Genomic DNA, 20,398 nt, shown 5'->3' with positions numbered 1-20,398 from the left:
CGGATCAGATCCGGGAGTGGAATTCGTATCCGAGCTTCTTTGACTTCTCCACGGAGTAGTCCCGGAAGCCCTGGTACTCGCCGAGTACGCCGTTGGTCCCGTACTGGTACAGCATCATGTCCATGCGTGGGCCCATATAGACCGTGAACGAGGAGCGGTCGCCGTTCGCCACCGGGGCTGGGCGGGGCGGGACCCGGTGAATGACCGCGCCCGCTGCACGGGGCAAGTGTTTGGTGAGGATCTCGGCGGCGTCGCCGAGGTTCACCACGAAGTGCCGCGGTGGCACTTCCACCGGCCGCCAGCGCTCGCCGTCCAGGATTTCGTAGCCCTGCTGGTCGGCGTAGATCACAGTGATGAAGCCGCTGTCGGTGTGCTCGACGATGCCGTGGTCGCGGCTGAGGCCGGCCCGGTAGTGGTTGACGGTGGTGTAGCACCAGCCGGTGTCCTGGCGCGCGCCGCCAGTGACCCTGTCCCAGTCCCGCTCCGGTACGCCTGAGGCCGCAAGGCAGCTGTTAAGGGCGTTGAGGGTGAGTTCACGCATCCGCTGGAGCAGGCCGGTCACGTCCTCGGGGAAGTACTTGTCCCAGTGGATGCTTTCGATCTGGAGCTGTTCGACCTGGTCGGGCCTGTCTTCGTAGCCGAGCTTGGACGCGGCGTGTCCCCGGGTCCGGTGCCCTCGGTAGCGGTCGTCGGGGCCCCCGTCGGGGTCCAGGTAGAAGTTGCGGCAGAGGCGGAGCCCCGGCTCGACGTCGAGGTCGGCGGGGACGGGGAGGAGGAAAGCGCCCAGGCGGAGGGCCTGCTCCCAGCCGTCGGGAGCTGCGAAGTCCACGGCGCTATCGGTGAGCTGGGCGATGGGAAGGGTCAGGGGTGGGCCCTGGACGGCAGTGGTGGTCGTCATGCGGGACCTTTCGTATGCCTAATTCGTATGGCCAAGGGGTGTACCGGGGTGGGACGGTGGCCGGATCAGAGGTGGGAATCGTCGTCGTAGGTGCGGTTGACCTCCTGCATCGCGAACTCGGAGTGCGGCTGGAGGGGGCGCGGCACACCGTTCTCGTAGCGGTACACGGTGCTGTCGAGGCTGGAGTCGAGGAACGTCACGTAGGAGGTGCGGTGGGCCTGCCCGGGTGCGCGTTCGGTGGATGCCACGCCGTGGACATTGGCTCGTACAGGGTGTGGCAGGCGCTCGGTGAGCACTTCGAGCGAGCTGCCGAAGTTGACGATGAAGTGGCCCGGCTCCGGATTGACCGCCCAGAGTGTGCCGTCGATGAGGGCGAGCAGTCCCGGGTCGGTCGAGCGCAGTACCGTCACCCATCCCGAGTCACGGTGGAACTTCGAGCCGCGCACCGCCTTCTCGGGCCGGAAGTGGTTGAAGGCGAGCAGGTGGTGGCCGCGGTAGTCGCTCAGTCCGCCGGTCACCTCCGCCCAGTCGCGCTCGGGAAGGTCCAGGTGGGCGAGCAGGCTGTGCAGCACCGTGATGCCCAGGTCGGTCATCTGGTGGCCCAGCTGAGCGACGGCGTCCGGGAGGAGCCCCCAGTTGGCCTGTTCGATGTAGAAGTTTTCCCACTGGTCGTGTTCGCGGTCGAAGTGGCCCTGATACGTGCCGGGTACGTCGGTGTCGCGGTAGCCGCGGAAGGGGTCCAGGGGGTCGCCGTCGCCTTGGCGGCGTTCGTGGAAGTGGGCCGCGAAGAGGTCCCCCGCGGTGGTGTCGAGCTCCTCGGGGATGGCCACGAGGAAGAAGCCTTGGGCCAGTGCTCGGTCGAAGCCGTCGGGCCGGTCGAAGACCAGGCGTTCGCTGGCGACTCGGGCGCGTTCCAGCTCGACCGGTGGGTAGGTCGTCGAGGCTTCGTGCTCGGTGGGCATGGCCGGGAGGACGACCGGCGCCCGGAGCGTCGCGGAGTCGGGACGTGGTGCGGTCACGGGGTCTTCTCCTTCGGTGTCTCGTGCGCCGTACGCGCCGGGCCGGCGGGCGAGGTCGGGGTGAGCAGGACCGTCCCGGGGTGCGCGGGGCGTGGCATGGACGAGTGGTCCTTCAGCCTCAGGTCGATGCCGTCCGCCGTGACCTCGTACTGTGCGTACAGCTCGGCCAGGAGCATGGACTGCATCCGCACGGAGAAGAGGCGCCCGGGGCACTTCCGGGGGTTGCGCCGGGAGTTGACCATGCTGAAGGAGTTGATCTCGTAACGGTTGCGGGAGAGCACCGACGACACCGTTTCGCGTCCGGACTTGAAGATCGCGCGGATGTTGTCGGGGTCGAAGCGGCCGGGAGCCGGGAAGATCCGCGGGTCCTGGTTCGCCTGCCGGCGGTCGAGCCAGAGCATGGTGCTCGCCGGTATGGTCACCGACCGGCCGCGGTGCTCCAGTGTGAACGGCCGGGTCGTACGCCGCCACAGTGCGGCCGGGTTGCTGCCGCCCAGCCGTACGGCCTCCAGGACCGCCAGGTCGATCACCGAGGGCCCGGGGCCTCCGCCGTCGCGTGCCGCGGCGATGACGCTGTGCCTGTGCTCCGGTGAGGTCTCCAGGTACGCCAGTGCCCATTGGAGGCTGAGGGCGGTGGTGTCGTAGGTCGCCACGATGATGGTGCCCAGTTCCTTGAGCTGGGCGGTGGTCAGGCGGGCGAAGCCTGCGGGCGAGACGGGAAGCTCCCAGACCGCGAAGTGCCGGCGGATCATGTTGGTTTCGGGGGCGTGGGCCAGGGCCTCGGCGTTACTGTCGAGCAGGTCGCGAACGAAGGGGGCGACCATGTCGACCTCCCGCATCGCCTCCCGGTTGATCTTGCTGATCACGTCGGAGGCCAGCTCGAAGAGGTCGCGCATCACTCGCCCGTAGCGCGTCGAGGAGAGATACTCCGACAGCGGTTTCTGCGTGAGGTCGAGGACCCCGGGCAGAAAGCTGTCCACGTGGGTCACCAGCCCCAGGGCGAAGTCGTCGAGAGGCAATTCCCGCCCGGCCACGCTGCGGAAGTACTCCGCCGCGTACTTCCTTACCGCGGGCTCCAGTTGACCGATGAATGTCGCATTCCCCAGGGTGCGTTCCACCGCCGCACGCTTGACCGGGCGGCAGGGGTGGTCGTTGGGCTGGGAGCCGATGAAGTCGCCGAACAGCTCACGGTTGGCGTCGGTGGAGGGCGCCAGCGCGTCGTCGTCCGTCAGCGGGGAATTGGTGATCTGGTAGAGGGCGGTGCGCCGCCCCATACGGAATGTGCAGATTCCGCCGTTGGTTTCGGCGCAGGCGCTGATGCCCGAGGCGCGGAAGTAGGCCGAGGCGCTCTGGCCGTGGACGACCGTCGCCCGGTGGAAGGCTTTGGCGTGCCCGGCGAACAGGTTCGGGCCGCGGTGGTGCGCGAGAACTCCGGGAAACGGTGCCGCGATGTGGCGTGGCAGCCAGTAGCGGCCGAGCGTGCGCAGACCCCAGGCATGGAATCGTGCGGGGAATGACTGGCGGCGGGTGGTGGGCGGTGCGTCGCTCCCGGCGCGCGGTGGGACGGGGCAGCGGGTCATGCGGTCGCTCCCGAGATACCGAAGTCCTCGTACTGGTCCGACCAGGTCTTCTCGTTGAATTCGCGCAGGAATTCCTCGGAGCTGCGGGCTGCGGCCGCCGTGCCGTCAGCGTGCACTTGGTAGAGCAATCCGTCGGCGGGCGGGTTGACGAAGGCGGCGAAGGAGAACCGGTCGGCGTCGCCGGAGGGAGCGCAGTGCTGCACCCGGTGCAGGATTGCCTGGACTGGGGTGGCCAGTGGCCGGGTGAGCAGTTCGAAGGCCGCGCCGAAGTTCACGACGAAGTAGCCAGGGACCGGCTCGATCGGGGCCCAGCCGCCGTCCACACGCACCTCAAGCCCCTCCTGTTCGATGTAGAGGACGGTGACGAAGCCGGTGTCCCTGTGCGGGGCGCAGCCGAGTTGGGCGCGCTCGGGGCGGTAGTGGTTGGCGGCGAACCACTGGATTCCGCCGCCTTCGACAGCGTTGCCGGTGATGGTGGGCCACAGGTGGCCGGGGACGCCGAGGTGGGTGAGGACGGTGCGCAGGACGTGGACGGCCAGGCCGTGCATGCGCTCGGTCATGGCCATGACGTCGGGAGGAAAATGCTGCCGGCGGGCCGGGCCGTCGATGAGAAGGTGTTCGGTCTGGAAGTGCTCCCGGTCGAAATAGATACCCTCCAGGTCGCGGAACCCTCGGTAGGGCCGGGTTTCCTCAGGGCCGTCCTGCAACGGCCGGTAGAATTGCCGGCAGAGTTCGATTCCCGGGGTGAGGTCGATGCCCGGGGGAATCTCCAGCAGAAAGCACCCATCGCGTAGTGCCCGCGGAAGGCCGTAGGCCCTTTCGAAGGCAATCCCCTCCGCGGTTGCCTGGGCGCGCTCAAGAGCCATGGGTCGTTGAGTCACGGGGTGCGCCCTTCCGGGTTCACGGTGCCTTCGTATATTTCGGAGTCGTTCTCGTCGATGAGTTCACGGGAGCCACAGACGCGGTCCAGGCCGATACCCGGAAGATAGCGGTAGATTCCCTCATCCGATCCAGGTGCGCAGTTGCTGGAGCTGAAGTGCCCGAACGTGGAGCGGTCCGTGGTCTGTCGCGTCACCCGGTGCATGATCGCCCTCACCGGAGCAGCGCAGTGCGCGGTCAGGATCTCCATCGAGAGACCGAAGTTGATGATGAAGTAACCGGGTTCGGGCACCACCGCTTCCCACCGGTCGGCGCGGCTGACTTCCAGCCCGGGAGCAGTGGCCCGCAGGAGGGTGATGAATCCGTCGTCCTTGTGGGAGTTGAGGCCGGTGGCGTCGTGGGCGGGCCGGTAATGGTTGAAGGTGAGGTGATACGAGCCGGCCGCCTCGGTGCAGCCGCCCGTAGCCTGTTCCCAGTCCTTCTCAGGGATGCCGGCATAGCAGAGAACCGAGCGGATAACCTTGCGCGACAGATAGGTGAGTCCCTCGCCGAGTTCGGCGATCTCGGGGGGATAGTAACGATCCCAGAATCGCCGCTCCAGCAGGAACTGTTCGATCTGATTGGTCCGTTGATGGAACCCCAGTAATGCGTCACCGAAATGTTCCGAGGTCAGCTCACGGTAACGCCCGTAGGGTGGGGCGGAAGCACCCTGGTAGAACTGGGCGGAGAATGCGTCGCCGACCCGGACATCCAGCTCCGGTGGAATGGCCAGGAGGAACAGCCCATCACCCAGGGCCCGTTTCCATGCCTGGTCGTCCCCCTCGAAGATGAGGGAGTCGCCCTCGATACGGGCGCGCTCCAGCGCAGCCGTGGAAGTCACCAGCTGGGTGTCGACGCGCTTGCGGTAGACGTCCTGGTAGATCCGGCCGCGCCGGATCTCGGGCACGTCGGCAGAGCGTGCTGCGGACACGGTCACCGTCCTTGGAGTTTAAGGGACACCACGATCAGGTCGCGTAGTTCTTTTGGTGCTCCCTCGTGCTCGCCCGCGGCGATTTCGGAGAGCGTGCTGAACGATCCTGGATAGAGCATGACTGGCAGGCCGCGTTCTTTGAGGCAGCAGAATATGGCGAACTCTTCGAGGAAGTAGTCCGAGGACATCTGGATACGCCGTTCCAGTTCCGCTTCCGAGGCGCCGTTGGAGTGCTTGCTGTGGTAGCGGCGACCGAACGCCTCTACGGAGGTGTAAAAATTGGCATCCTGGCTGAAGTAATCCCGCAGGGCCCGGTGATAGCTCTGGTAAGCGTCCGAGGTCTGGACCTCGCTACAGTTGATGAAGGTGAAGTCCGTCCGGTCCCGGAAATCATCGAAAATATGGGCCTGTTCGTCGATGAATTCACGCCCCAGGCGCAGCGCCTCGGTCAGGGCTTCCGGAGGACATAGGCCGCGGGTGGACTCCAGGGTGATGCGATGAATGCTGTCACCGACGAGTACGGTACACCGTGAGAATCTTCGGGATATCCACTCGACCATGCTGCGTACCTTGATCGGGCGGAAGTTGCTGTTCTCCAGGCTGATACCCAGGAAACAGTTGCTGTGCTCTTCGAAGGTATGGCGGTCGGAGACCGGCGAGACAAACGCTATCTCGGTTTTGTAACGCCTTCTGCGCGAAGGCGGTGAAGTCGTCTTCGGAATGGTGAGAGAGGATGTCACTTCGGACGGCATGGCACCAACCAGGTATGGGGTGGGCAGGCGGCGGAAGCTGCATCGTGGTCACGCTGTAGCGAGTCCCACGATGTCCGCACAGACGTTCCTTTGGCGACTTGCAGAACCACCGTACGGATTGCCGAGCAGCTCGATAAAGCAGGTTTTGAGTCAGTCGATCACATGGCGATTAACGGTTCGCCCCGGAGCCCTGCCCGACCGCGGGAGCCCCGCCGAATCACCGGTTCCGAACGGAACGCTAAGTGCCGGAATCGGGCCGTATTCGCTCTTCCGCCGCCAGTCGTTGGTGGCTGAATCCTTCCGGACGGCGGTGGGTCGTGACACCGCACAGGGTCTGGTGTACGGTGAAATCACCTCGCTGAGCCGGGAGGTTGGCGACTGGGGCATTCACTGCCCGAGGCCACCCCCGCTTTCGTGTTCTGGCGTCTTGAGCGTCTTCGGCGCCCCGAGCTTCGGTGAGTTTCCGCGCAGGCTCCGCGCACGGCTTGCAGCCCTTGTTCCTTCTTGGGCCGGCCCTCCTGAGCGCAGCCCCTTCCGGCGCAAGCAATCCCCCAACCCCCTGCAACCAGAGACGTTCGTGAGATGACGCCGCCGCCAGGCGAGGCGGCGGAGAGGGAGTGCTGTGACTGTGTTGGAAGTCGAGGGGCGAAGCGGAGCCCGCTGGGCGCTGGTCTCGGTCGCGTTGGGTGTCTTCTGTATCCAGCTCGACTCGTTCGCCTTGAACCTGGCCCTGCCGCACATCAAGGATGAACTCGACGTATCCACCGGCCAGTTGCAGTGGGCCGTCAGCGCATACCTCCTGTCGTGCGGCACACTCATGTTGGGCGCGGGCCGGATGAGCGACCTGTTCGGCCGGCGCCGCCTGCTGATCGCGGGACTGGCGCTGTTCGGACTGGCGTCGCTGTGGTGCGCACTGGCGCCCTCGCTGCCGGTGTTGGTGGCGGCCCGCGTGGTCCAGGGTGCTGGCGGCGCGTTGATCATGCCGGCCGGACTGGCGCTCCTGACGAACGTCTTTCCGCCCGCCGTGCGCGGCCGGGCCACAGGGTGGGCGCTGGGCATCGGCGGACTGGCCACCGCCTGCGGCCCCTTCGTCGGGGGCGCCCTGACCCAAATGGTGTCGTGGCGGGCAGTGTTCTGGCTCAACGTGCCGCTGGGTGTGGTGGCTGCGATCTGCGCCCGCCGGGCCCAGGAGTCGCGGGACACCACGGTCTCCGGGCGCGTCGACTGGCCGGGGCTGGCCACCGGGACCACCACCATCGCGGCCCTGGCCCTCTTCATCGACCGTGGCCCGGTATGGGGCTGGACCTCCCCGGCCGACCTCGGTGCGCTGTGCCTGGTGGCGCTGGCGCTGGCGGCCTTCGTACGGATCGAACTCCGCACGGCCGATCCGCTGATCGCCCCCGCGCTGTTCCGCAACGGCGCCTTCGTGGCGTTGACCGCGGCGGGCGCGGTGGCCAACGCCGCGACAGTGGTGTTCCTGTTCGTCGTACCGCTCTCGCTCCAAGAGGGGCAGCAGCTGACGCCGTTGATGGCCGGGGTGGCCTTCGTCGCCCCTGCTGCGGCCATGGCCGCCGCAGGGCCCTTCGCGGGCCGGGTGACCAGCGTACGCGCAGTGCCGGTGATGGCGACGAGCCTGGGAGCCGGCGGGGTGGTCCTGCTGGGCGGCACGTTCGTCTCCGCACTGCCGCTGTATCTCGCTGCGGTCACCGCCAGCGGGGCGGCGCTGGGCGTCGGCAACGCCCTGACGCTGACCGCTACCCAGGGTGTCATCCGGCCCGAACGCGCCGGTGAGGCATCCGGCTTGACCAAGACGGTCATCACCGTCGCGGCCGGGCTGGGCGTGGTCGCCGCGGGCCCCGCCGCCGACCCCGGCAGCACCGCGGCGACGGGAGACATTTTGCCCCTGGCCGCGGCGGGAGCCGGCTGCCTGGCGGCTTGCCTCCTGCTGGCCCTGTGGATGTGGATCCGGCGCTGCCCGAGCGCTCGGCGGCCGCAAGAGGAGGTGCCATCGGCGACGGACAGCGTGGTGCGTTGACCGACGGCAAACACCGTTGCAGTACGAGGGCGTGTCCGGCCGATCAGGTGACTGCTCCGTGCCCAGGTCGTTGATGTGGGCACGGGGCGGGGTGATCCGAGTGATGCTGATGGGGAACGGCTGCAGCGTGCGGCCGTTCCTGCCGGTCAGCAATAGGCGTTGTGGCCGGTGGCGGGACCACCGGCCGGGGGCCGAAGTCCCGGAACACCAGGGCGAAACGTCGTGGCATAGCCTCGTCGCCCGCCTGGTGGAGGTCGTACTGGATCACCGTCTCCGTGATGCGGCCCGAGGCGATGTCGGGGAACTTCCAGCTCATCTCAGGCTTTGCGTAGATGGCGCGACATCTGGCCAATCACGTGACATGTCGCATGTATTCGCACACGCTGCGTATTGATCTTCCGGAAGGGGCGATGGCCGCATCTGGTCGTTACCGATGGCCGTGGGCGAGGAGTGGGTATGACAGTTGAGGAAGTTACGCCGGCGGAAGGCGCTGTGCGGCTGAGGGAGATGCTGCGCGGCCCGGCGACCGCGAGCGAGAACCGGTTCATGCGGGGCCTGCGGCAGGGGCGACATCAGGGCGTGCTGGTCGGAGCGGCGCTGCACGCCGCCGAACGGTCCCGGCTGGGGAAGGCCCCGACCGATTTGGAGCGGGTGCTGCTCAAGGCCTTGGGCGATCTGATGCCGCAGGCGGATGTGCACGCGTCCGGGCAGGAGTACCGGGCGGCGGTGGCGGATCTGGGGGCGCTGGACATCGTGCCTGCCTCCGTCACCTCCCGGCCCCTGACGTCGGGGTACACGCTCGCCGATTTCAAGGCGGGCCTGCCGGCCACCGGGCGTGAGGCGGTCACGCTGCCCAACGCGGCGATCGTGGATCCCGCTGCGCTCGCAGACGGGCGGCCGATCGACACCGCGGAGTTCACGGAGGGTCTGACCGAGTTCGGTTACGGGGCGACCGTGTTCAACCGCCCACCGGTGCCCCCGGAGGAGCGGGGCAAGCCCGTGCCCGGCTACCGGGCCAAGGTGGAGTTCGACAGCTTCTACGTCCGGCGGGCGGTGGGCGACCAGTGGGGCGGCAAGGACGAGATCTACTGGACCGTCGCGGCCGCCTCCGACAAGCACAAGGCTCCCACCTACAAGTCCGGGCAGTTCGGCTCGATCAGGAAGGGCAACACCCGCTTGTTCAGCGGAGCCGACCGGGTGGTCTTCGACGGGCAGGCCGGCACGCACCTGGGCCTGCACATCGCCGCCTGGGAGGCCGACCAGAGCAGCTCCGCGTGGTACGAAAAGCTCTTCGACGTCCTGCAAGAGGTGGTCGACGGGCTGCACATCACCGATGTCCTCAACAACTTCAACCCCACCTTCGCAGGCGATCTCCTGGGCTATGCGCTGGAAATCACGAAGCTGTTCATCTTCCTCAAGGAGTACCTGCGCAACAAGGACGACCTGTCCTGCGAGCGGCTGTTCTTCTTCGACCGCCACACCCTGATCACCCTGCACAACCGCAGCCGTGACACCTGGGAATTCAACGGTGAAGGTCACCACTCCCTGCGCATCCGCTACACCGGCGAACGGCCGGTCTTCCCTGCCGGGGCCCTGGAGTACGTCACCCTCTCCGGCTCCGGCAACGCCACCACATCGAGCGCACCCGTCGCTCTGGGCTGGACCAGCGCCTCACCCCCGGCACTCGCCTCCTACGCCGGCAAACTCCACGCCGCGTACATCCGCCCCAGCGACCGCGCCGTCATGTGGAGTGTGCTGGCCAACGGCACCTGGTCCGAACCCGCACAGATCGTCTACTACGCCAGCGACTATGCCCCGGCCCTGGCCGTGTTCAAGGACAAGCTGTACATGGCGCACACCGGGCGGGACGGAGCCGTGTACGTGTGCAGCCACACGGACGGCGGACCGTGGAGCGAGGTCACCCAAGTGCCCGACGTGCATACCGAACGTGCCCCAAGCCTGACCGCCGACGGTCCCAACGTCCCCGTCATTCGCGAGCGGCTGGTGGTCGTCCACCGCACCGGCAGCGGCAAGGCCCGCACCCATTACTCTCGCTACGGCAACGACTGGTCGGTCCTGGGCAACCCAGGTGACCGGTGGTCAACGGCGCATGGGCCGTTCTCCATCGCCGGGTACAAAGACAAGATCTGGTACGCCAGCCGCACGGCCGACAGCCACAACCACACCGGCTGGTACATCCCCGCGGGTCACCACTCCGGTGAACTCGCCCCGCCCTCGAACTGGGTGACGCGTGACTCGCCGACGATCGCCGTCCACGACGGCAAACTGTGGCTGGCCGCCCGCGGAACCGACAGCAACCTGTGGCTCCTGCACACCACCGGTGACACCTGGCAGAGCGCATCTTCCATCCCCGTCGGCGCCATGGAAGGCGAAACGGCCCTCGCCTCCCACAACGGCAAGCTCCATATGATGTACCGCCGCTGACACCCACCCACTCACGTCGGGGCGGGGGCGCCGTGCGCCAGGACCTGCTCGTGGAAGGCGCCGCCGGGGACGACGGTGCGGGTGAAGGGCCGCCCGGTGACCTGGGCTGCTATCTCGGCGACGGCGTCGAAGTCGAGCGCCGCTGGGCCGGTGAGCGGCGGGGTGGGCCCCTCGAAGCGGCCCTCGTGGGTGAGGATCGCCGCGGCGGCCTCGGCGAGATCGTCGTGGCCGGTCCAGGCGACGGGGCCGTCGGCGGGGAGGGCGATGTCGCCGGTGCGGCGGGCGGACTCCAGGAACCGCAGGGCGCTGGCGGCGTGGAAGCCGTTGCGCAGCGCGGTCCAGGGCAGGCCGGTGGCGCGCAGCAGGTCCTCGGTCCGGGCGTGGTCACGGCATGCCTGGAAACGGGAGTCGTGGGCGGCGCCCGTCTGGCTGGTGTACAGGATGCGGCCGACTCCGGCCTTCACGGCGGCGTCGATCGCGGCGTGGTGGCCGGTGACGCATTCCTCGCCCGTGCGGTCGAGGGAGACGAGCAGCAGCCGGCCGCCCAGATCATCCAGGCCACCGGCCAAGGCGGGGTCACCACCTGGCATTCCACCCCCGCAGAACGCCGCAATCCGGCGCTGCTGACCGTCCTTCGCGAGTCCATGGTCGCCGCCGTCACCCGCGCCGAACCGACGGTCCCCGCCGCGGAGTCCGGCCCCGCCCCAGCGGCCCGCGCGCTGCGTGCCGCCCTCCCCGACGACGCCGACGTCCTGAGCGACGCCGAGCAGCGCCTGCTGCGCGAGTGGCTCACCCGCCTGGCGGCGGACGGCGGCACGCCACAGGTCTGATGCCCCGTCAGTTGCCCTCGTGAGGGTCGAGGGTCGAGAGCAGAGACCATTCGCCAAGCGAGAGGCCCTCGTTCCAGGATTCTGGTACGCCGATGCCAGGGCCAGGGTGCCGCTCGATGCAGCCCTCACCGTGCCGACACCGGAGGTACAAGTACCGGCCCTCCGCCGTCCAGGCATCCCACTGGGACGGGTGGGCGGAACACGTCCAAGGGCCGGGTGCTCGCGCTCTTCGGGCAGGAAGCGACGGAGCCGACGGGGTCCAGGCGGTGTAGCCGCCGAGGTCCGCGAGGCGGTGCTCGGGCTGGTCGACGAGGTGATCAGCGTGTGCGCAGGTGTACCGGCACGGCACGGTCAGTGAAACGCTGACTTTCTGAGTTCGGCGTTACGAAACCAGCGATGGATGCCGCGTGACAGGCAGGGCCGACTCATCCTCGACGGTTCGCTCCGCCCGGCTGATCTCGGCCCAGACGGCGTCGAGAGACAGGCCGAGGGTGTCGGCGATCGCTGCGATGGTCGGAAAGGCGGGGGTGGCCACACGGCCGGATTCGATCTTCCGCAGGGTTTCCGGCGAGATGTGCGAAGCGAGCGCCACGTCCAGCATCGAGCGGCAGCCCCGGGCTCGGCGGAGCAGGGCGCCAAGGCGCTGTCCACGTTCTACCTCGGCGGGGGTGAGCGGCAACCTGACCATGACCCCATTCTAATACCGGTACAGTTAGACCGGGATAGTTATTGGACGCACATGAGAGGTCCCCCATGATTGAGATCCTGAACTCCGCGCAGCTTGAGCGGGCGAGGGACACCGGCGCCCTGGTCGGAGACATCCTGCACACGCTGAAGCAGCGCAGCACGGTCGGGACGAACCTGCTGGACATCGACCAGTGGGCCAAGGAGATGATCACCGAGGCGGGAGCCCAGTCCTGCTACGTCGACTACGCGCCTTCCTTCGGGCGCGGCCCGTTCGGGCACTACATCTGCACGGCCGTCAACGACGGAGTGCTCCATGGGCGGCCTCACAACTACACGCTGGCAGACGGAGATCTGCTGACTCTCGACCTCGCCATAGCCCGGGGCAGGGTGGCCGCGGACGCCGCGATCAGCTTTCTGGTGGGCAAGGCCAGGCCGGCGGAGAGCGTCGCGATGATCGAGACGACCGAACGTGCACTCGCCGCCGGCATCGCCGCCGCCAAACCTGGGGCGCGCATCGGCGACCTCTCCCACGCCATCGGCACGGTCCTCAGCCAGGCGGGCTACCCGATCAACACCGAGTTCGGAGGCCACGGCATCGGCTCGACCATGCACCAGGACCCACACGTCGCGAACACCGGACGGCCCGGCCGCGGATACAAGCTGCGCCCCGGACTGCTGCTCGCCCTGGAACCCTGGGTCATGGCCGACACTGCCACACTCGTCACCGACGCCGACGGTTGGACGCTGCGCAGCGCGACGGGCTGCCGGACCGCGCACAGCGAGCACACCATCGCCATCACCGACAACGGAGCCGAAATTCTCACCCTGCCCACGCATCTGCGTTTCGGCTGACCCCACAACCGCACCTTGTCGACACTCTTCAGCGCGCCCTAGCGGGCGAGGGCGCGTGCGTGCGCCTCGTCGAGCAGTTCCCGCAGTGTCGAGGTGGTTGGTGCGACGGCGGTGGCGAGCAGTGCCGGGCCGTTGGCCAGCGGTGCGAGGACGGCGCATCCGTCCTTGGTGCCTTCGCCGAGCAGTACGGCGTCTCGTCGGATGTCGAGGCTCGGGTCCACGACCAGGAGCTGGCCGACGGCGCGGTGCCTGTTCAGGACGGCCGGGCCGTCCCAGCCGGGTTCTGGGGACCCGTAGGCCGTGCGCTGGTCGAGTAGCGGGCGCCCGGCTCGGTGGACCAGGATCCGGCTGACGAGGTGGCCTGGTTCCTCGCCGGCCCGGCCCAGGAGCTGCTCTTCTCGCAGTACGAACCGTGAGGTGGCGGCGAGTTCGACGGTGTAGGTCTGCCGCAGGTTGCTGCCGGCGGCGCTGATCAGGGGCTGCGGCAGCCAGCGCATACGGGTGTGTTCTCCGGCGGTGAGCCGCACGTCGTAGGTGGCTGCTTCGGTGGTGGGGCCGCGCAGGGCGAGTGTGGCGGCAGCTGTGGTGATCTCCAGCTCGGCCCGGTCCTCGGCGGTGATGTCGAGGGAGAGCCGGTCGCCGCCGAGTGGGGCGCTCATCGCGCCGATGATCCCCACTGTGGCGGCGTTGCCGTCGGTGCGCATGCGCCGCAGGTGGAAGGGGCCGTCGCTGCGCAACTGGGGGAGGGTGGTGACGCGTCCGTTGTGTGCGGCACGGATCCGGGCCGTGGCGCGTACGCCGGCGGGGTGTCCGGCGGGTTCTCGGGCGCCGGCTGGGGGACCATCGCGGTCGGACGTGGGTCGGGCGGCGGCGAGTTGGGTGGATGGGCTCATACAGCTGCCCCGGCGCGCCACTGGGCGAGGTGGCCGGTGACCCAGTCGGCGACTTCGCGGATGCCGTCGTCGGAGGTGAGGTGGGTGAAGATGACGGGAAGGTCGCCGCGCTGTCGTTTCGCGTCGATGGCCATGGTGTCCAGATCGGCGCCGACGTGCGGGGCGAGGTCGGTCTTGTTGATGATGAGGAGGTCGGCGGTGGTGATGCCGGGGCCGCCCTTGCGGGGGATGTCGTCGCCGCTGGCCACGTCGATGACGAAGATCTGCACGTCGACGAGGCCCTTGGAGAAGGTGGCGGTCAGGTTGTCGCCACCGGACTCGACGAGCACGAGGTCGAGGGGGTGGAGCGTCTCTTCCAGGTGTTCGACGGCTTCCAGGTTTGCGGAGATGTCGTCGCGGATCGCGGTGTGCGGGCAGGCGCCGGTCTCGACGGCGGTGATGCGCTCGGGCGGCAGGACGGCTTCGCGCAGCAGGTACTCGGCGTCCTCACGGGTGTAGATGTCGTTGGTGACAGCGGCGATGCGCCAGCGGTCGCGCAGGGTGCGGCAGAGCGCGGCGACGGTGGCGGTCTTGCCGGAGCCGACGGGGCCACCCAGGCCGACGCGGAGGGCGCGGCGACTGCCGTCGGGGCGGAGCGGATCGGCGCTGTACGTGTGCCGCTCGGGAAAGGTCTCAGAGTGGTCGAGGTGCATGGCAACTCCGCTGTGCAGTGGTGGGTTCGGGGTTCAGGAGGCGAAGAGGCGGACGGTCCAGGCGGCGTGCTGCTCTCCGGTGATGTCCAGCAGGGGTGAGGAGGCCGACGGCAGGGCGTCGAGGCCCTCGGTCAGGGCGCGGGCCGCGGCTTCGGCCGCGGCTTGGGCGACGTCGTCGGTCTCGGGGCCGAGGCGGGCCAGCAGGCCGGAGGCGTCGAGCGGGTCGAGGCTCAGCAGGCGCACCGCTGCGGTGGCCGGGCCGCCGATGTTCTCGTACGCGGCGGCATAGGCGGCGTCCACCGGGGCGAGACCGGCGGCGCGGGCGGCGAGGCCCAGAACGATGGGCTGGTGGGCGCCCTGGGGACGCGCGGCGGCCAGGCGTTCGAGTTCAGCAGAAGGGAAGGTGGCACGGGCCGCGCGCATCATCTGCCGGCCGAGTCTGCGGGCGACGGCACGAAGCGCGGGGGCGGGGGTGCGTGCGTCGGCCGCGTCGTCGAGCAACAGCGGGTCATGTCCGGCGGCGGCTGCGGCGGCCAGCCCGGCCGCCGTCAGACCGGTGGTGTGCAGACGCCCGCGGCAGAACGCCTCCAGGCTGTCGGTGTTGTGTACGGTTCCGTGGGCGACGGCGGCCTCGACGCCGCCGGAGTGGGCGTGCCCACCGGCGGGGAAGCGGCCGTCGGCCAACAGGAGCAGGGCTGCGCGGCTCATGGGCGAGCGGCTGCCTTTCACAGGGGCGGATGGTGAGGCGGTGCCCTGGGCGGGCACACCGTGCCCGCCCATGGCCCGACCGTGGCGTCGGTGCCGATGACCGGGCAGATGTCGGCTCAGAAGAGGAAGTACCGCTGAGCCAAGGGGACTTCATTGACGTAGGAGCGCGGCACGGTCGCACCGTTGAGTTCGGTGCGGGCGTCCCCCGTCGTCGCACCGCCGATGGTGACCTCGAAGCTGTCGTGGTCGACTTCGAGGCTGTCCGGCACCTTGTCGTTCAGCTTCATGTCGGTCTTCTTGACGTTCCGGGTGTTCTCGATCGGGACGAACTTCTTGTTGAGACCGACCGTTTCCGTCCCCGTACCCTTGCTGTCGCTGTGCCGGCCGGGGTCGAATCGGGTGTTCAAACTGTCAGCCACGTCCTCGGCGGCGAAGTTCACCGAGTTGCTCCCCGGGGCACGTCCGGTGGACCCCCAGACCGGCCGCGGCAGGTAGGGCTGCGGCTTGGTGATCGAAGCATTGGCGTCGCCGACCTGCGCGTAGGCGAGCTGGCCGCCCTTGAGGACCATGTGCGTCTTGACGCCGAAGAACTTCGGCTCCCACAGCACCAGGTCTGCCAGCCTCCCCGGCTCCACGGAACCGACGTACTTTTTGATGCCGTGCGTGATGGCCGGGTTGACCGTGTACTTGGCGACGTACCGGCGCGCCCGGTAGTTGTCGTTCGGCGTCAGCCTGTCCTCATTGAACGGGTGAGTGGGGTCCGTGTCTTGTCGGACCGTTCGGACTTTCGCGCTCTGCAGGTCTTCGGGCAGCGCGCCGTAGCGGGACTTCATGACGTGCGCGGTCTGCCAGGTGCGCATGATCATCTCGCCGATGCGTCCCATCGCCTGGGCATCCGAGGACATCATCGAGATGGCGCCCATGTCGTGGAGGAGGTCCTCCGCGGCCATGGTGGACGGTCGGATGCGGGAATCCGCGAAGGCCATGTCCGCCGGAATATCCGGGTTGAGGTGGTGGCACGCGATCATCATGTCGATGTGCTCCTTGACGGTGTTCACCGTCAAGGGCCGGGTGGGGTTGGTCGAGGCGGGCAGCACGTTCGGCTCCTTGACCAGCTCGATCATGTCCGGGGCGTGGCCCCCTCCAGCGCCCTCGACATGGAAGATGTGGAGGGAACGCCCCTTGAAAGCATCCTTGGTGCTTTCCAGGAAACCGGACTCGTTGAGCGAGTCGGCGTGCAGGGCGAGCTGGATCTTGCGCTCCTCACAGACTGCCAGCGCCCGGTCGATCACCGCGGGCGTGGCACCCCAGTCTTCGTGCACCTTCAAGCCGATGACACCGGCATCCACCTGCTCGTTCAGAGCGTCTTCGTTCATCGTGCTGCCTTTGCCGAGCAGACCGATGTTGACCGGGTACTCGTCCAGGGCCTCGAAGATGCGGGTGATGTGCCACTCGCCGGGGGTCACGGTGGTGGCTGTGCTGCCTTCCGCGGGGCCGGTGCCGCCGCCGATGAGAGTGGTCACGCCCGAGGCCAGGGCCTCATGGATCTCTTCGGGGCAGATGAAGTGAACGTGGGTGTCCACACCGCCCGCGGTAAGGATCCGGCCGTTGCCGGAGATGGCCTCGGTGCTCGGGCCGACCACGAAGTTCGTCGCCGTCACCGGCAGCTGGTCGTCCGGCTGTTCACGGGCGGGCTGCTCGAAGTCCGAGATCGGGTCCATCGTCTCGGGGTTGTACGCCTTACCGATGGCATGAACCTTGCCATCCCTGATGCCGACATCGGCTTTGACCACACCCCACCAGTCGAGGATCAGCGCCCCCGTGATGACCGTGTCCATGGGAAGGCGATCCGGGTCGCCGCCCCCGTCCCTCGCGATGTGGGACATGCCCATCGACTCCCGGATCACCTTCCCGCCACCGAAGATCATCTCGTTGCCGCTGTATTTCGGCCCGCCGCTCCAGTCCGCTTCGATCTCGACGGTGAGATCGGTGTCGGCAAGGCGGACGCGGTCCTTGGTGGTGGGCCCGTACAGAGCGGTGTACTCCGCCCGCTTCACCAAGTTGCTCGGCCTCTTCTGCCGGCCCGTCTTCCCCGGCTGGCCACTCATCCGACGATCCCCTCGCGCAGTCCCTGAATCCTGCTGGTGTCGCTCTTGGCGTCGCCCTCGATGCTCACCAGCTCAACGCAGCACACGTCTCCTGGTTCGAACCGCACGGACGTGCCCGCGGCGATGTTGAGCCGTCGCCCCTTCGCCTCGGCACAGTCCCAGAGCGGTTCATCGTTCACGGGCGCGCCGAGGGGGTTCTCGACCACCTTGAGGCCGGGGTTGACCTCGGCGAAGTGGTAGTGGGAGCCGACCTGGATGGGACGGTCGGACGTGTTCTGGACCTTGATCGTTTTCTTGTCGCTCTGCAGGTGCTCGTTGAACGCGATCGCCTCGTGCCAGGACGCGGCGTCGTCGCACTCCTGGCAGCAGGGGGACGAGTCGGTGTCGTCACAGCCGACCGGGCACTCCGGCCTGCGTGCCGGCTGGGGGTGCTCGACCTTGCCCGGGTAGACCTCGGGGTCCTCAGTGGCCTCTGGGATGGGGTCGTGGATCGTGACCAGCTTGGTGCCGTCCGGGAAGGTCGCCTCCACCTGGACGTTCTTGATCATCTCTGGGACGCCGTCCATCACGTCGTCACGAGTGAGCACCCGTCGGCCCGAGTCCATGATGTCGCTCACCGTCTTACCGTCGCGCGCCGCCTCGAAGACGTACGCGGACAGCAGAGCCATGGTCTCGGGGTAGTTGAGAAGCAGCCCCCGGTCGCGGCGCTTCGCTGCCACGTCGGCCGCGACGTGGATCAGCAAGCGTTCCTGCTCATGCGGAGTCAAATGCACGACGCGCCATTTCTGTTGGTCGGATGGTGCCTGCGGCCGGGCATGCCAAGGTCACAGACAACGTTCCCCGGACGGCGACGGACGCTCCCCGATCATTGGCAGGGACGAACGGTGATATGGCCGAACGACGAATGATCTACACCATCCGGTGAATCCGCGAAGTACGCCGTTTGCACCCGCCGGGCGCAAGGAACCGGCTCCGAAACCATCGACGGATTCTGCGAGTTGGACAAATCCCTGGGACTTCGTCACCGTCGCATGTTCACGCGATGCGGATACGGGACCTCGGGGGCGTGCCCAGTGCCGGGGAGCGAACTGACAGAGGTGTCACCCGACCGCGACGGAGCTGATCCCGTGGCCGACCAGGTGGGTTACCGGCAGCATGCACTCGTTGATTCGTTGACAGCCTGTGGGGGACGAGGATCTGATGATGCTGAGGCTCGAACTACCCGACACGCTAGCGAGCGATGAACGCAGTCAACGCGTCCACCACTGCGGCGGGCTGCTCGTCAGGAATGAAGTGTCCGGAATGTGGGATGACGACACCGGTCGTGTTGTCTGCCCAGGGGCTGATGGAAGCGGCCATGTCGGGGATTGAGCCGTGGGAGCTGGAGATTCCCAGGACCGGGACGGTCAAGTGCTGTCGTCCAAGAGCGTCATGATTCTTGCGCGCTGATTCCGCGGCGTCGCGGTAGTAGGAGAGAGACGCTCGGAGACCGCCCTCTGCAGCGACAGCGGCGGCGTAATGGTCGATCTCGGCACTGTCGAACGTGTTCGGGGACAGTGCTTTGACCTTCAGGAACCAGTCAATGTAGTCACGCTCGCGACCGGCGAGCAGTGTCTCGGGAAGATCTGGCACCAGGTGGAACGCGAAGTGCCAGGTCTTCCAGGCCCGGTCAGGATCCGTGGGGATGGCGTCCGGGAGGCTGATGCCGGGAATGCCGGCGTCAAGCAGAGCGACACCGTGCAGGCGCTCTTCGTACTTCAGGGCCAGCGAGAAGGCAACCCAGGCCCCAATGTCGTGGGCGACGAGCCAGTACTTCCGCACGTTGAGCGCAGTCACCGCAGCCTGGATGCGCGAAGCGACGGTGTGCGTGTCGTAGCTGCCTTGGGGGCGGTCGGAGTGGCCTTGTCCTGGCAGGTCGATTGCGATCACGTGGAATCGCTTGGCAAGGCCCGGCGCCGCTCTGCGCCAGGCCCACCAGGTCTGCGGGAATCCGGCGAGCAGGACGACGGTAGGGCCGGTCGGCTGACCGCCTTCCACGGCATGAAGCCGGATGCCTTCCGCGTCGACCCAACGGTGAGTGAAGCCCGCAAGGTCGCGGAGCGGCAACGCGGAGATCGGGTTCCGGCCCGAAGAGCGATTCGCGGCGGTTGCGGCGTCAGTCATGCGTCAAGCCTAACGCATCTTGAACTATTCAGTTCAAGATAAGATGGGCAGGGCCGCAACGGCTTGGCTCAAGCTCAAGAACGAGGTGCGTGCGCGATGGCCGGGAAGAAGCAGTTCGATGTGGACACTGCGCTCGATGCGGCGATGGTCCAGTTCTGGCGAGCCGGATACGCCGACACATCTCTCGACGACCTCTCCAGGGCGACCGGACTGAACCGCAGTTCCATCTACTCCTCACTCGGCGACAAAGACTCGCTCTATTCGCGTTGCCTGGACCGCTATGCCACGCGGTATGGAGCCAGGTACGACCAAGCCCTTTCACGTGCGTCCGAAGAGCCGCTGCGGGCGGTACGGGCGTTCTTCGAAGTCACACTGAAGCGCATCGCCGACCCCGACCTGCCGGACGGATGCCTGGTCGCCCAAACCGCGATGGCGATACCGGTACTGAGCCCCGGCATCGCCACGCGCGCGATCGAAGCTCTGGGCATTCAGCGTGCGCGGTTGCGGACCGCCTTGATCGCCGCGAAGTTGTCCGACAGCGACGCCGACAACTTCGCCGTTCACATCGCGGCGGTCAACCAGTCACTGGCCGTGATGAGCAGGGCCGGGGCGAGTCGGAAGCAGCTCCAGACGGTCATCGACATCACCATGAGCGCGCTCTCGCAGGCATTGCGCGCTCCCCGGGTCTAGGGGGTGTCGCTGCTTAGTTACGGTGTGTCCGGCCGGGAGGTTGGTGTCCGGCAGGTTCCTTCCCCTTTGCCGGCCAGGACTGTTGGCATGGGATCGCAGAAGCTGCGCGAGCGCGTGATGGACGTGTGCATTCACTGCGGCCCCGCGGACCGGTGTGATCAAGGCGGTGCGCCCATGGCGCGCGCTGAGGGGATGTC

Annotated in this window: 18 protein-coding genes and 2 pseudogenes; 5 read left to right on the top strand and 15 right to left on the bottom strand. The window is 67.7% G+C overall.

The window, feature by feature from the left end:
• Nucleotides 1–4: 4 nt before the first annotated feature.
• The 6 genes from CP981_RS01680 to CP981_RS01655 all read right to left on the bottom strand — a co-directional run bounded on the left by CP981_RS01680 (nt 5) and on the right by CP981_RS01655 (nt 6,098).
• Nucleotides 5–898 carry a 2OG-Fe(II) oxygenase family protein gene (locus CP981_RS01680; protein WP_085923170.1) on the bottom strand — a complete coding sequence of 298 codons (894 nt, stop codon included), beginning with the start codon at nt 896–898 and terminating at the stop codon, nt 5–7.
• A 65-nt stretch (nt 899–963) separates the two neighbouring features.
• Nucleotides 964–1,917, bottom strand: coding sequence for a 2OG-Fe(II) oxygenase family protein (locus CP981_RS01675; RefSeq protein ID WP_208852878.1), 954 nt, complete (start codon nt 1,915–1,917; stop codon nt 964–966).
• Nucleotides 1,914–3,497 (bottom strand): cytochrome P450, encoded by a 1,584-nt coding sequence (locus tag CP981_RS01670; protein WP_107429505.1) that lies wholly within the window; start codon nt 3,495–3,497, stop codon nt 1,914–1,916. The genes CP981_RS01675 and CP981_RS01670 overlap by 4 nt, the downstream gene beginning before the upstream one ends.
• Nucleotides 3,494–4,363, bottom strand: a complete 870-nt coding sequence (locus tag CP981_RS01665) for a 2OG-Fe(II) oxygenase family protein (protein ID WP_085923171.1) — start codon at nt 4,361–4,363, stop codon at nt 3,494–3,496. The genes CP981_RS01670 and CP981_RS01665 overlap by 4 nt, the downstream gene beginning before the upstream one ends.
• A gap of 11 nt (nt 4,364–4,374) precedes the next feature.
• The gene (locus CP981_RS01660; RefSeq protein WP_085923172.1) at nt 4,375–5,346 is read right to left on the bottom strand and encodes a 2OG-Fe(II) oxygenase family protein; all 972 of its coding nucleotides are present in this window, start codon (nt 5,344–5,346) and stop codon (nt 4,375–4,377) included.
• Between the two features lie 2 nt (nt 5,347–5,348).
• Nucleotides 5,349–6,098, bottom strand: coding sequence for a tRNA-dependent cyclodipeptide synthase (locus CP981_RS01655; RefSeq protein ID WP_085923173.1), 750 nt, complete (start codon nt 6,096–6,098; stop codon nt 5,349–5,351).
• A 622-nt stretch (nt 6,099–6,720) separates the two neighbouring features.
• On the opposite strand from CP981_RS01655, the gene CP981_RS01650 reads away from it, so the two are divergent.
• On the top strand, nt 6,721–8,133 hold the full coding sequence (locus tag CP981_RS01650; protein WP_244329488.1) for an MFS transporter: 1,413 nt from the start codon (nt 6,721–6,723) through the stop codon (nt 8,131–8,133).
• A 456-nt stretch (nt 8,134–8,589) separates the two neighbouring features.
• Complete coding sequence (locus CP981_RS01645) at nt 8,590–10,578, top strand: Kelch repeat-containing protein (protein WP_143658827.1); 1,989 nt, start codon at nt 8,590–8,592, stop codon at nt 10,576–10,578.
• An 11-nt stretch (nt 10,579–10,589) separates the two neighbouring features.
• Here the strand turns inward: CP981_RS01645 and CP981_RS01640 are convergent, their stop codons facing one another.
• On the bottom strand, nt 10,590–11,042 hold the full coding sequence (locus CP981_RS01640) for a Rossmann-fold NAD(P)-binding domain-containing protein (protein WP_244329487.1): 453 nt from the start codon (nt 11,040–11,042) through the stop codon (nt 10,590–10,592).
• A 63-nt stretch (nt 11,043–11,105) separates the two neighbouring features.
• Between CP981_RS01640 and CP981_RS01635 the strand changes: the two are divergent.
• Nucleotides 11,106–11,408, top strand: a pseudogene (locus tag CP981_RS01635) (TetR family transcriptional regulator); the annotation flags it as partial.
• A gap of 382 nt (nt 11,409–11,790) precedes the next feature.
• Here the strand turns inward: CP981_RS01635 and CP981_RS01625 are convergent.
• Nucleotides 11,791–12,096 carry a helix-turn-helix domain-containing protein gene (locus CP981_RS01625; protein ID WP_085923177.1) on the bottom strand — a complete coding sequence of 102 codons (306 nt, stop codon included), beginning with the start codon at nt 12,094–12,096 and terminating at the stop codon, nt 11,791–11,793.
• Between the two features lie 65 nt (nt 12,097–12,161).
• Between CP981_RS01625 and map the strand changes: the two genes are divergently transcribed.
• Nucleotides 12,162–12,947, top strand: a complete 786-nt coding sequence (gene map, locus CP981_RS01620; protein WP_085923178.1) for a type I methionyl aminopeptidase — start codon at nt 12,162–12,164, stop codon at nt 12,945–12,947.
• A 38-nt stretch (nt 12,948–12,985) separates the two neighbouring features.
• Here the strand turns inward: map and CP981_RS01615 are convergent, their stop codons facing one another.
• The 7 genes and pseudogenes from CP981_RS01615 to CP981_RS01590 all read right to left on the bottom strand — a co-directional run bounded on the left by CP981_RS01615 (nt 12,986) and on the right by CP981_RS01590 (nt 19,511).
• On the bottom strand, nt 12,986–13,840 hold the full coding sequence (locus CP981_RS01615; protein WP_085923211.1) for an urease accessory protein UreD: 855 nt from the start codon (nt 13,838–13,840) through the stop codon (nt 12,986–12,988).
• Complete coding sequence (gene ureG / locus CP981_RS01610; RefSeq protein WP_085923179.1) at nt 13,837–14,532, bottom strand: urease accessory protein UreG; 696 nt, start codon at nt 14,530–14,532, stop codon at nt 13,837–13,839. The genes CP981_RS01615 and ureG overlap by 4 nt, the downstream gene beginning before the upstream one ends.
• Before the next feature lie 33 nt (nt 14,533–14,565).
• Entirely contained in the window at nt 14,566–15,240 is a 675-nt protein-coding gene (locus CP981_RS01605; protein WP_085923180.1) for an urease accessory protein UreF, read from the bottom strand.
• Between the two features lie 116 nt (nt 15,241–15,356).
• Nucleotides 15,357–17,348, bottom strand: a complete 1,992-nt coding sequence (gene ureC / locus CP981_RS01600; protein ID WP_085923181.1) for an urease subunit alpha — start codon at nt 17,346–17,348, stop codon at nt 15,357–15,359.
• The gene (locus tag CP981_RS38405) at nt 17,345–17,674 is read right to left on the bottom strand and encodes an urease subunit beta (protein ID WP_280117065.1); all 330 of its coding nucleotides are present in this window, start codon (nt 17,672–17,674) and stop codon (nt 17,345–17,347) included. The genes ureC and CP981_RS38405 overlap by 4 nt, the downstream gene beginning before the upstream one ends.
• Nucleotides 17,675–17,824: 150 nt before the next feature.
• Nucleotides 17,825–18,121, bottom strand: a pseudogene (locus tag CP981_RS38400) (urease subunit gamma); the annotation flags it as partial.
• Between the two features lie 457 nt (nt 18,122–18,578).
• Entirely contained in the window at nt 18,579–19,511 is a 933-nt protein-coding gene (locus CP981_RS01590; RefSeq protein ID WP_085923183.1) for an alpha/beta fold hydrolase, read from the bottom strand.
• A 96-nt stretch (nt 19,512–19,607) separates the two neighbouring features.
• On the opposite strand from CP981_RS01590, the gene CP981_RS01585 reads away from it, so the two are divergent.
• Nucleotides 19,608–20,201 (top strand): TetR/AcrR family transcriptional regulator, encoded by a 594-nt coding sequence (locus CP981_RS01585; RefSeq protein ID WP_085923184.1) that lies wholly within the window; start codon nt 19,608–19,610, stop codon nt 20,199–20,201.
• Nucleotides 20,202–20,398 lie beyond the last annotated feature (197 nt).

It is taken from the genome of Streptomyces platensis, assembly GCF_008704855.1.
In the GTDB taxonomy this organism is placed as follows: Bacteria; Actinomycetota; Actinomycetes; order Streptomycetales; family Streptomycetaceae; genus Streptomyces; species Streptomyces platensis.
Note: the sequence above shows the minus strand (reverse complement) of the source record. Positions and strands in the feature narration are given on the sequence as shown.

Bases quoted from the DNA above. Each gene is read 5' to 3' on its own strand.
- CP981_RS01680 (WP_085923170.1), bottom strand. From the start codon at position 898: ATGACGACCACCACTGCCGTCCAGGGCCCACCCCTGACCCTTCCCATC.
- CP981_RS01670 (WP_107429505.1), bottom strand. From the start codon at position 3,497: ATGACCCGCTGCCCCGTCCCACCGCGCGCCGGGAGCGACGCACCGCCC.
- CP981_RS01665 (WP_085923171.1), bottom strand. From the start codon at position 4,363: ATGGCTCTTGAGCGCGCCCAGGCAACCGCGGAGGGGATTGCCTTCGAA.
- CP981_RS01655 (WP_085923173.1), bottom strand. From the start codon at position 6,098: ATGCCGTCCGAAGTGACATCCTCTCTCACCATTCCGAAGACGACTTCA.
- CP981_RS01645 (WP_143658827.1), top strand. From the start codon at position 8,590: ATGACAGTTGAGGAAGTTACGCCGGCGGAAGGCGCTGTGCGGCTGAGG.
- CP981_RS01625 (WP_085923177.1), bottom strand. From the start codon at position 12,096: ATGGTCAGGTTGCCGCTCACCCCCGCCGAGGTAGAACGTGGACAGCGC.
- map (WP_085923178.1), top strand. From the start codon at position 12,162: ATGATTGAGATCCTGAACTCCGCGCAGCTTGAGCGGGCGAGGGACACC.
- CP981_RS01615 (WP_085923211.1), bottom strand. From the start codon at position 13,840: ATGAGCCCATCCACCCAACTCGCCGCCGCCCGACCCACGTCCGACCGC.
- ureG (WP_085923179.1), bottom strand. From the start codon at position 14,532: ATGCACCTCGACCACTCTGAGACCTTTCCCGAGCGGCACACGTACAGC.
- CP981_RS01605 (WP_085923180.1), bottom strand. From the start codon at position 15,240: ATGAGCCGCGCAGCCCTGCTCCTGTTGGCCGACGGCCGCTTCCCCGCC.
- ureC (WP_085923181.1), bottom strand. From the start codon at position 17,348: ATGAGTGGCCAGCCGGGGAAGACGGGCCGGCAGAAGAGGCCGAGCAAC.
- CP981_RS01590 (WP_085923183.1), bottom strand. From the start codon at position 19,511: ATGACTGACGCCGCAACCGCCGCGAATCGCTCTTCGGGCCGGAACCCG.
- CP981_RS01585 (WP_085923184.1), top strand. From the start codon at position 19,608: ATGGCCGGGAAGAAGCAGTTCGATGTGGACACTGCGCTCGATGCGGCG.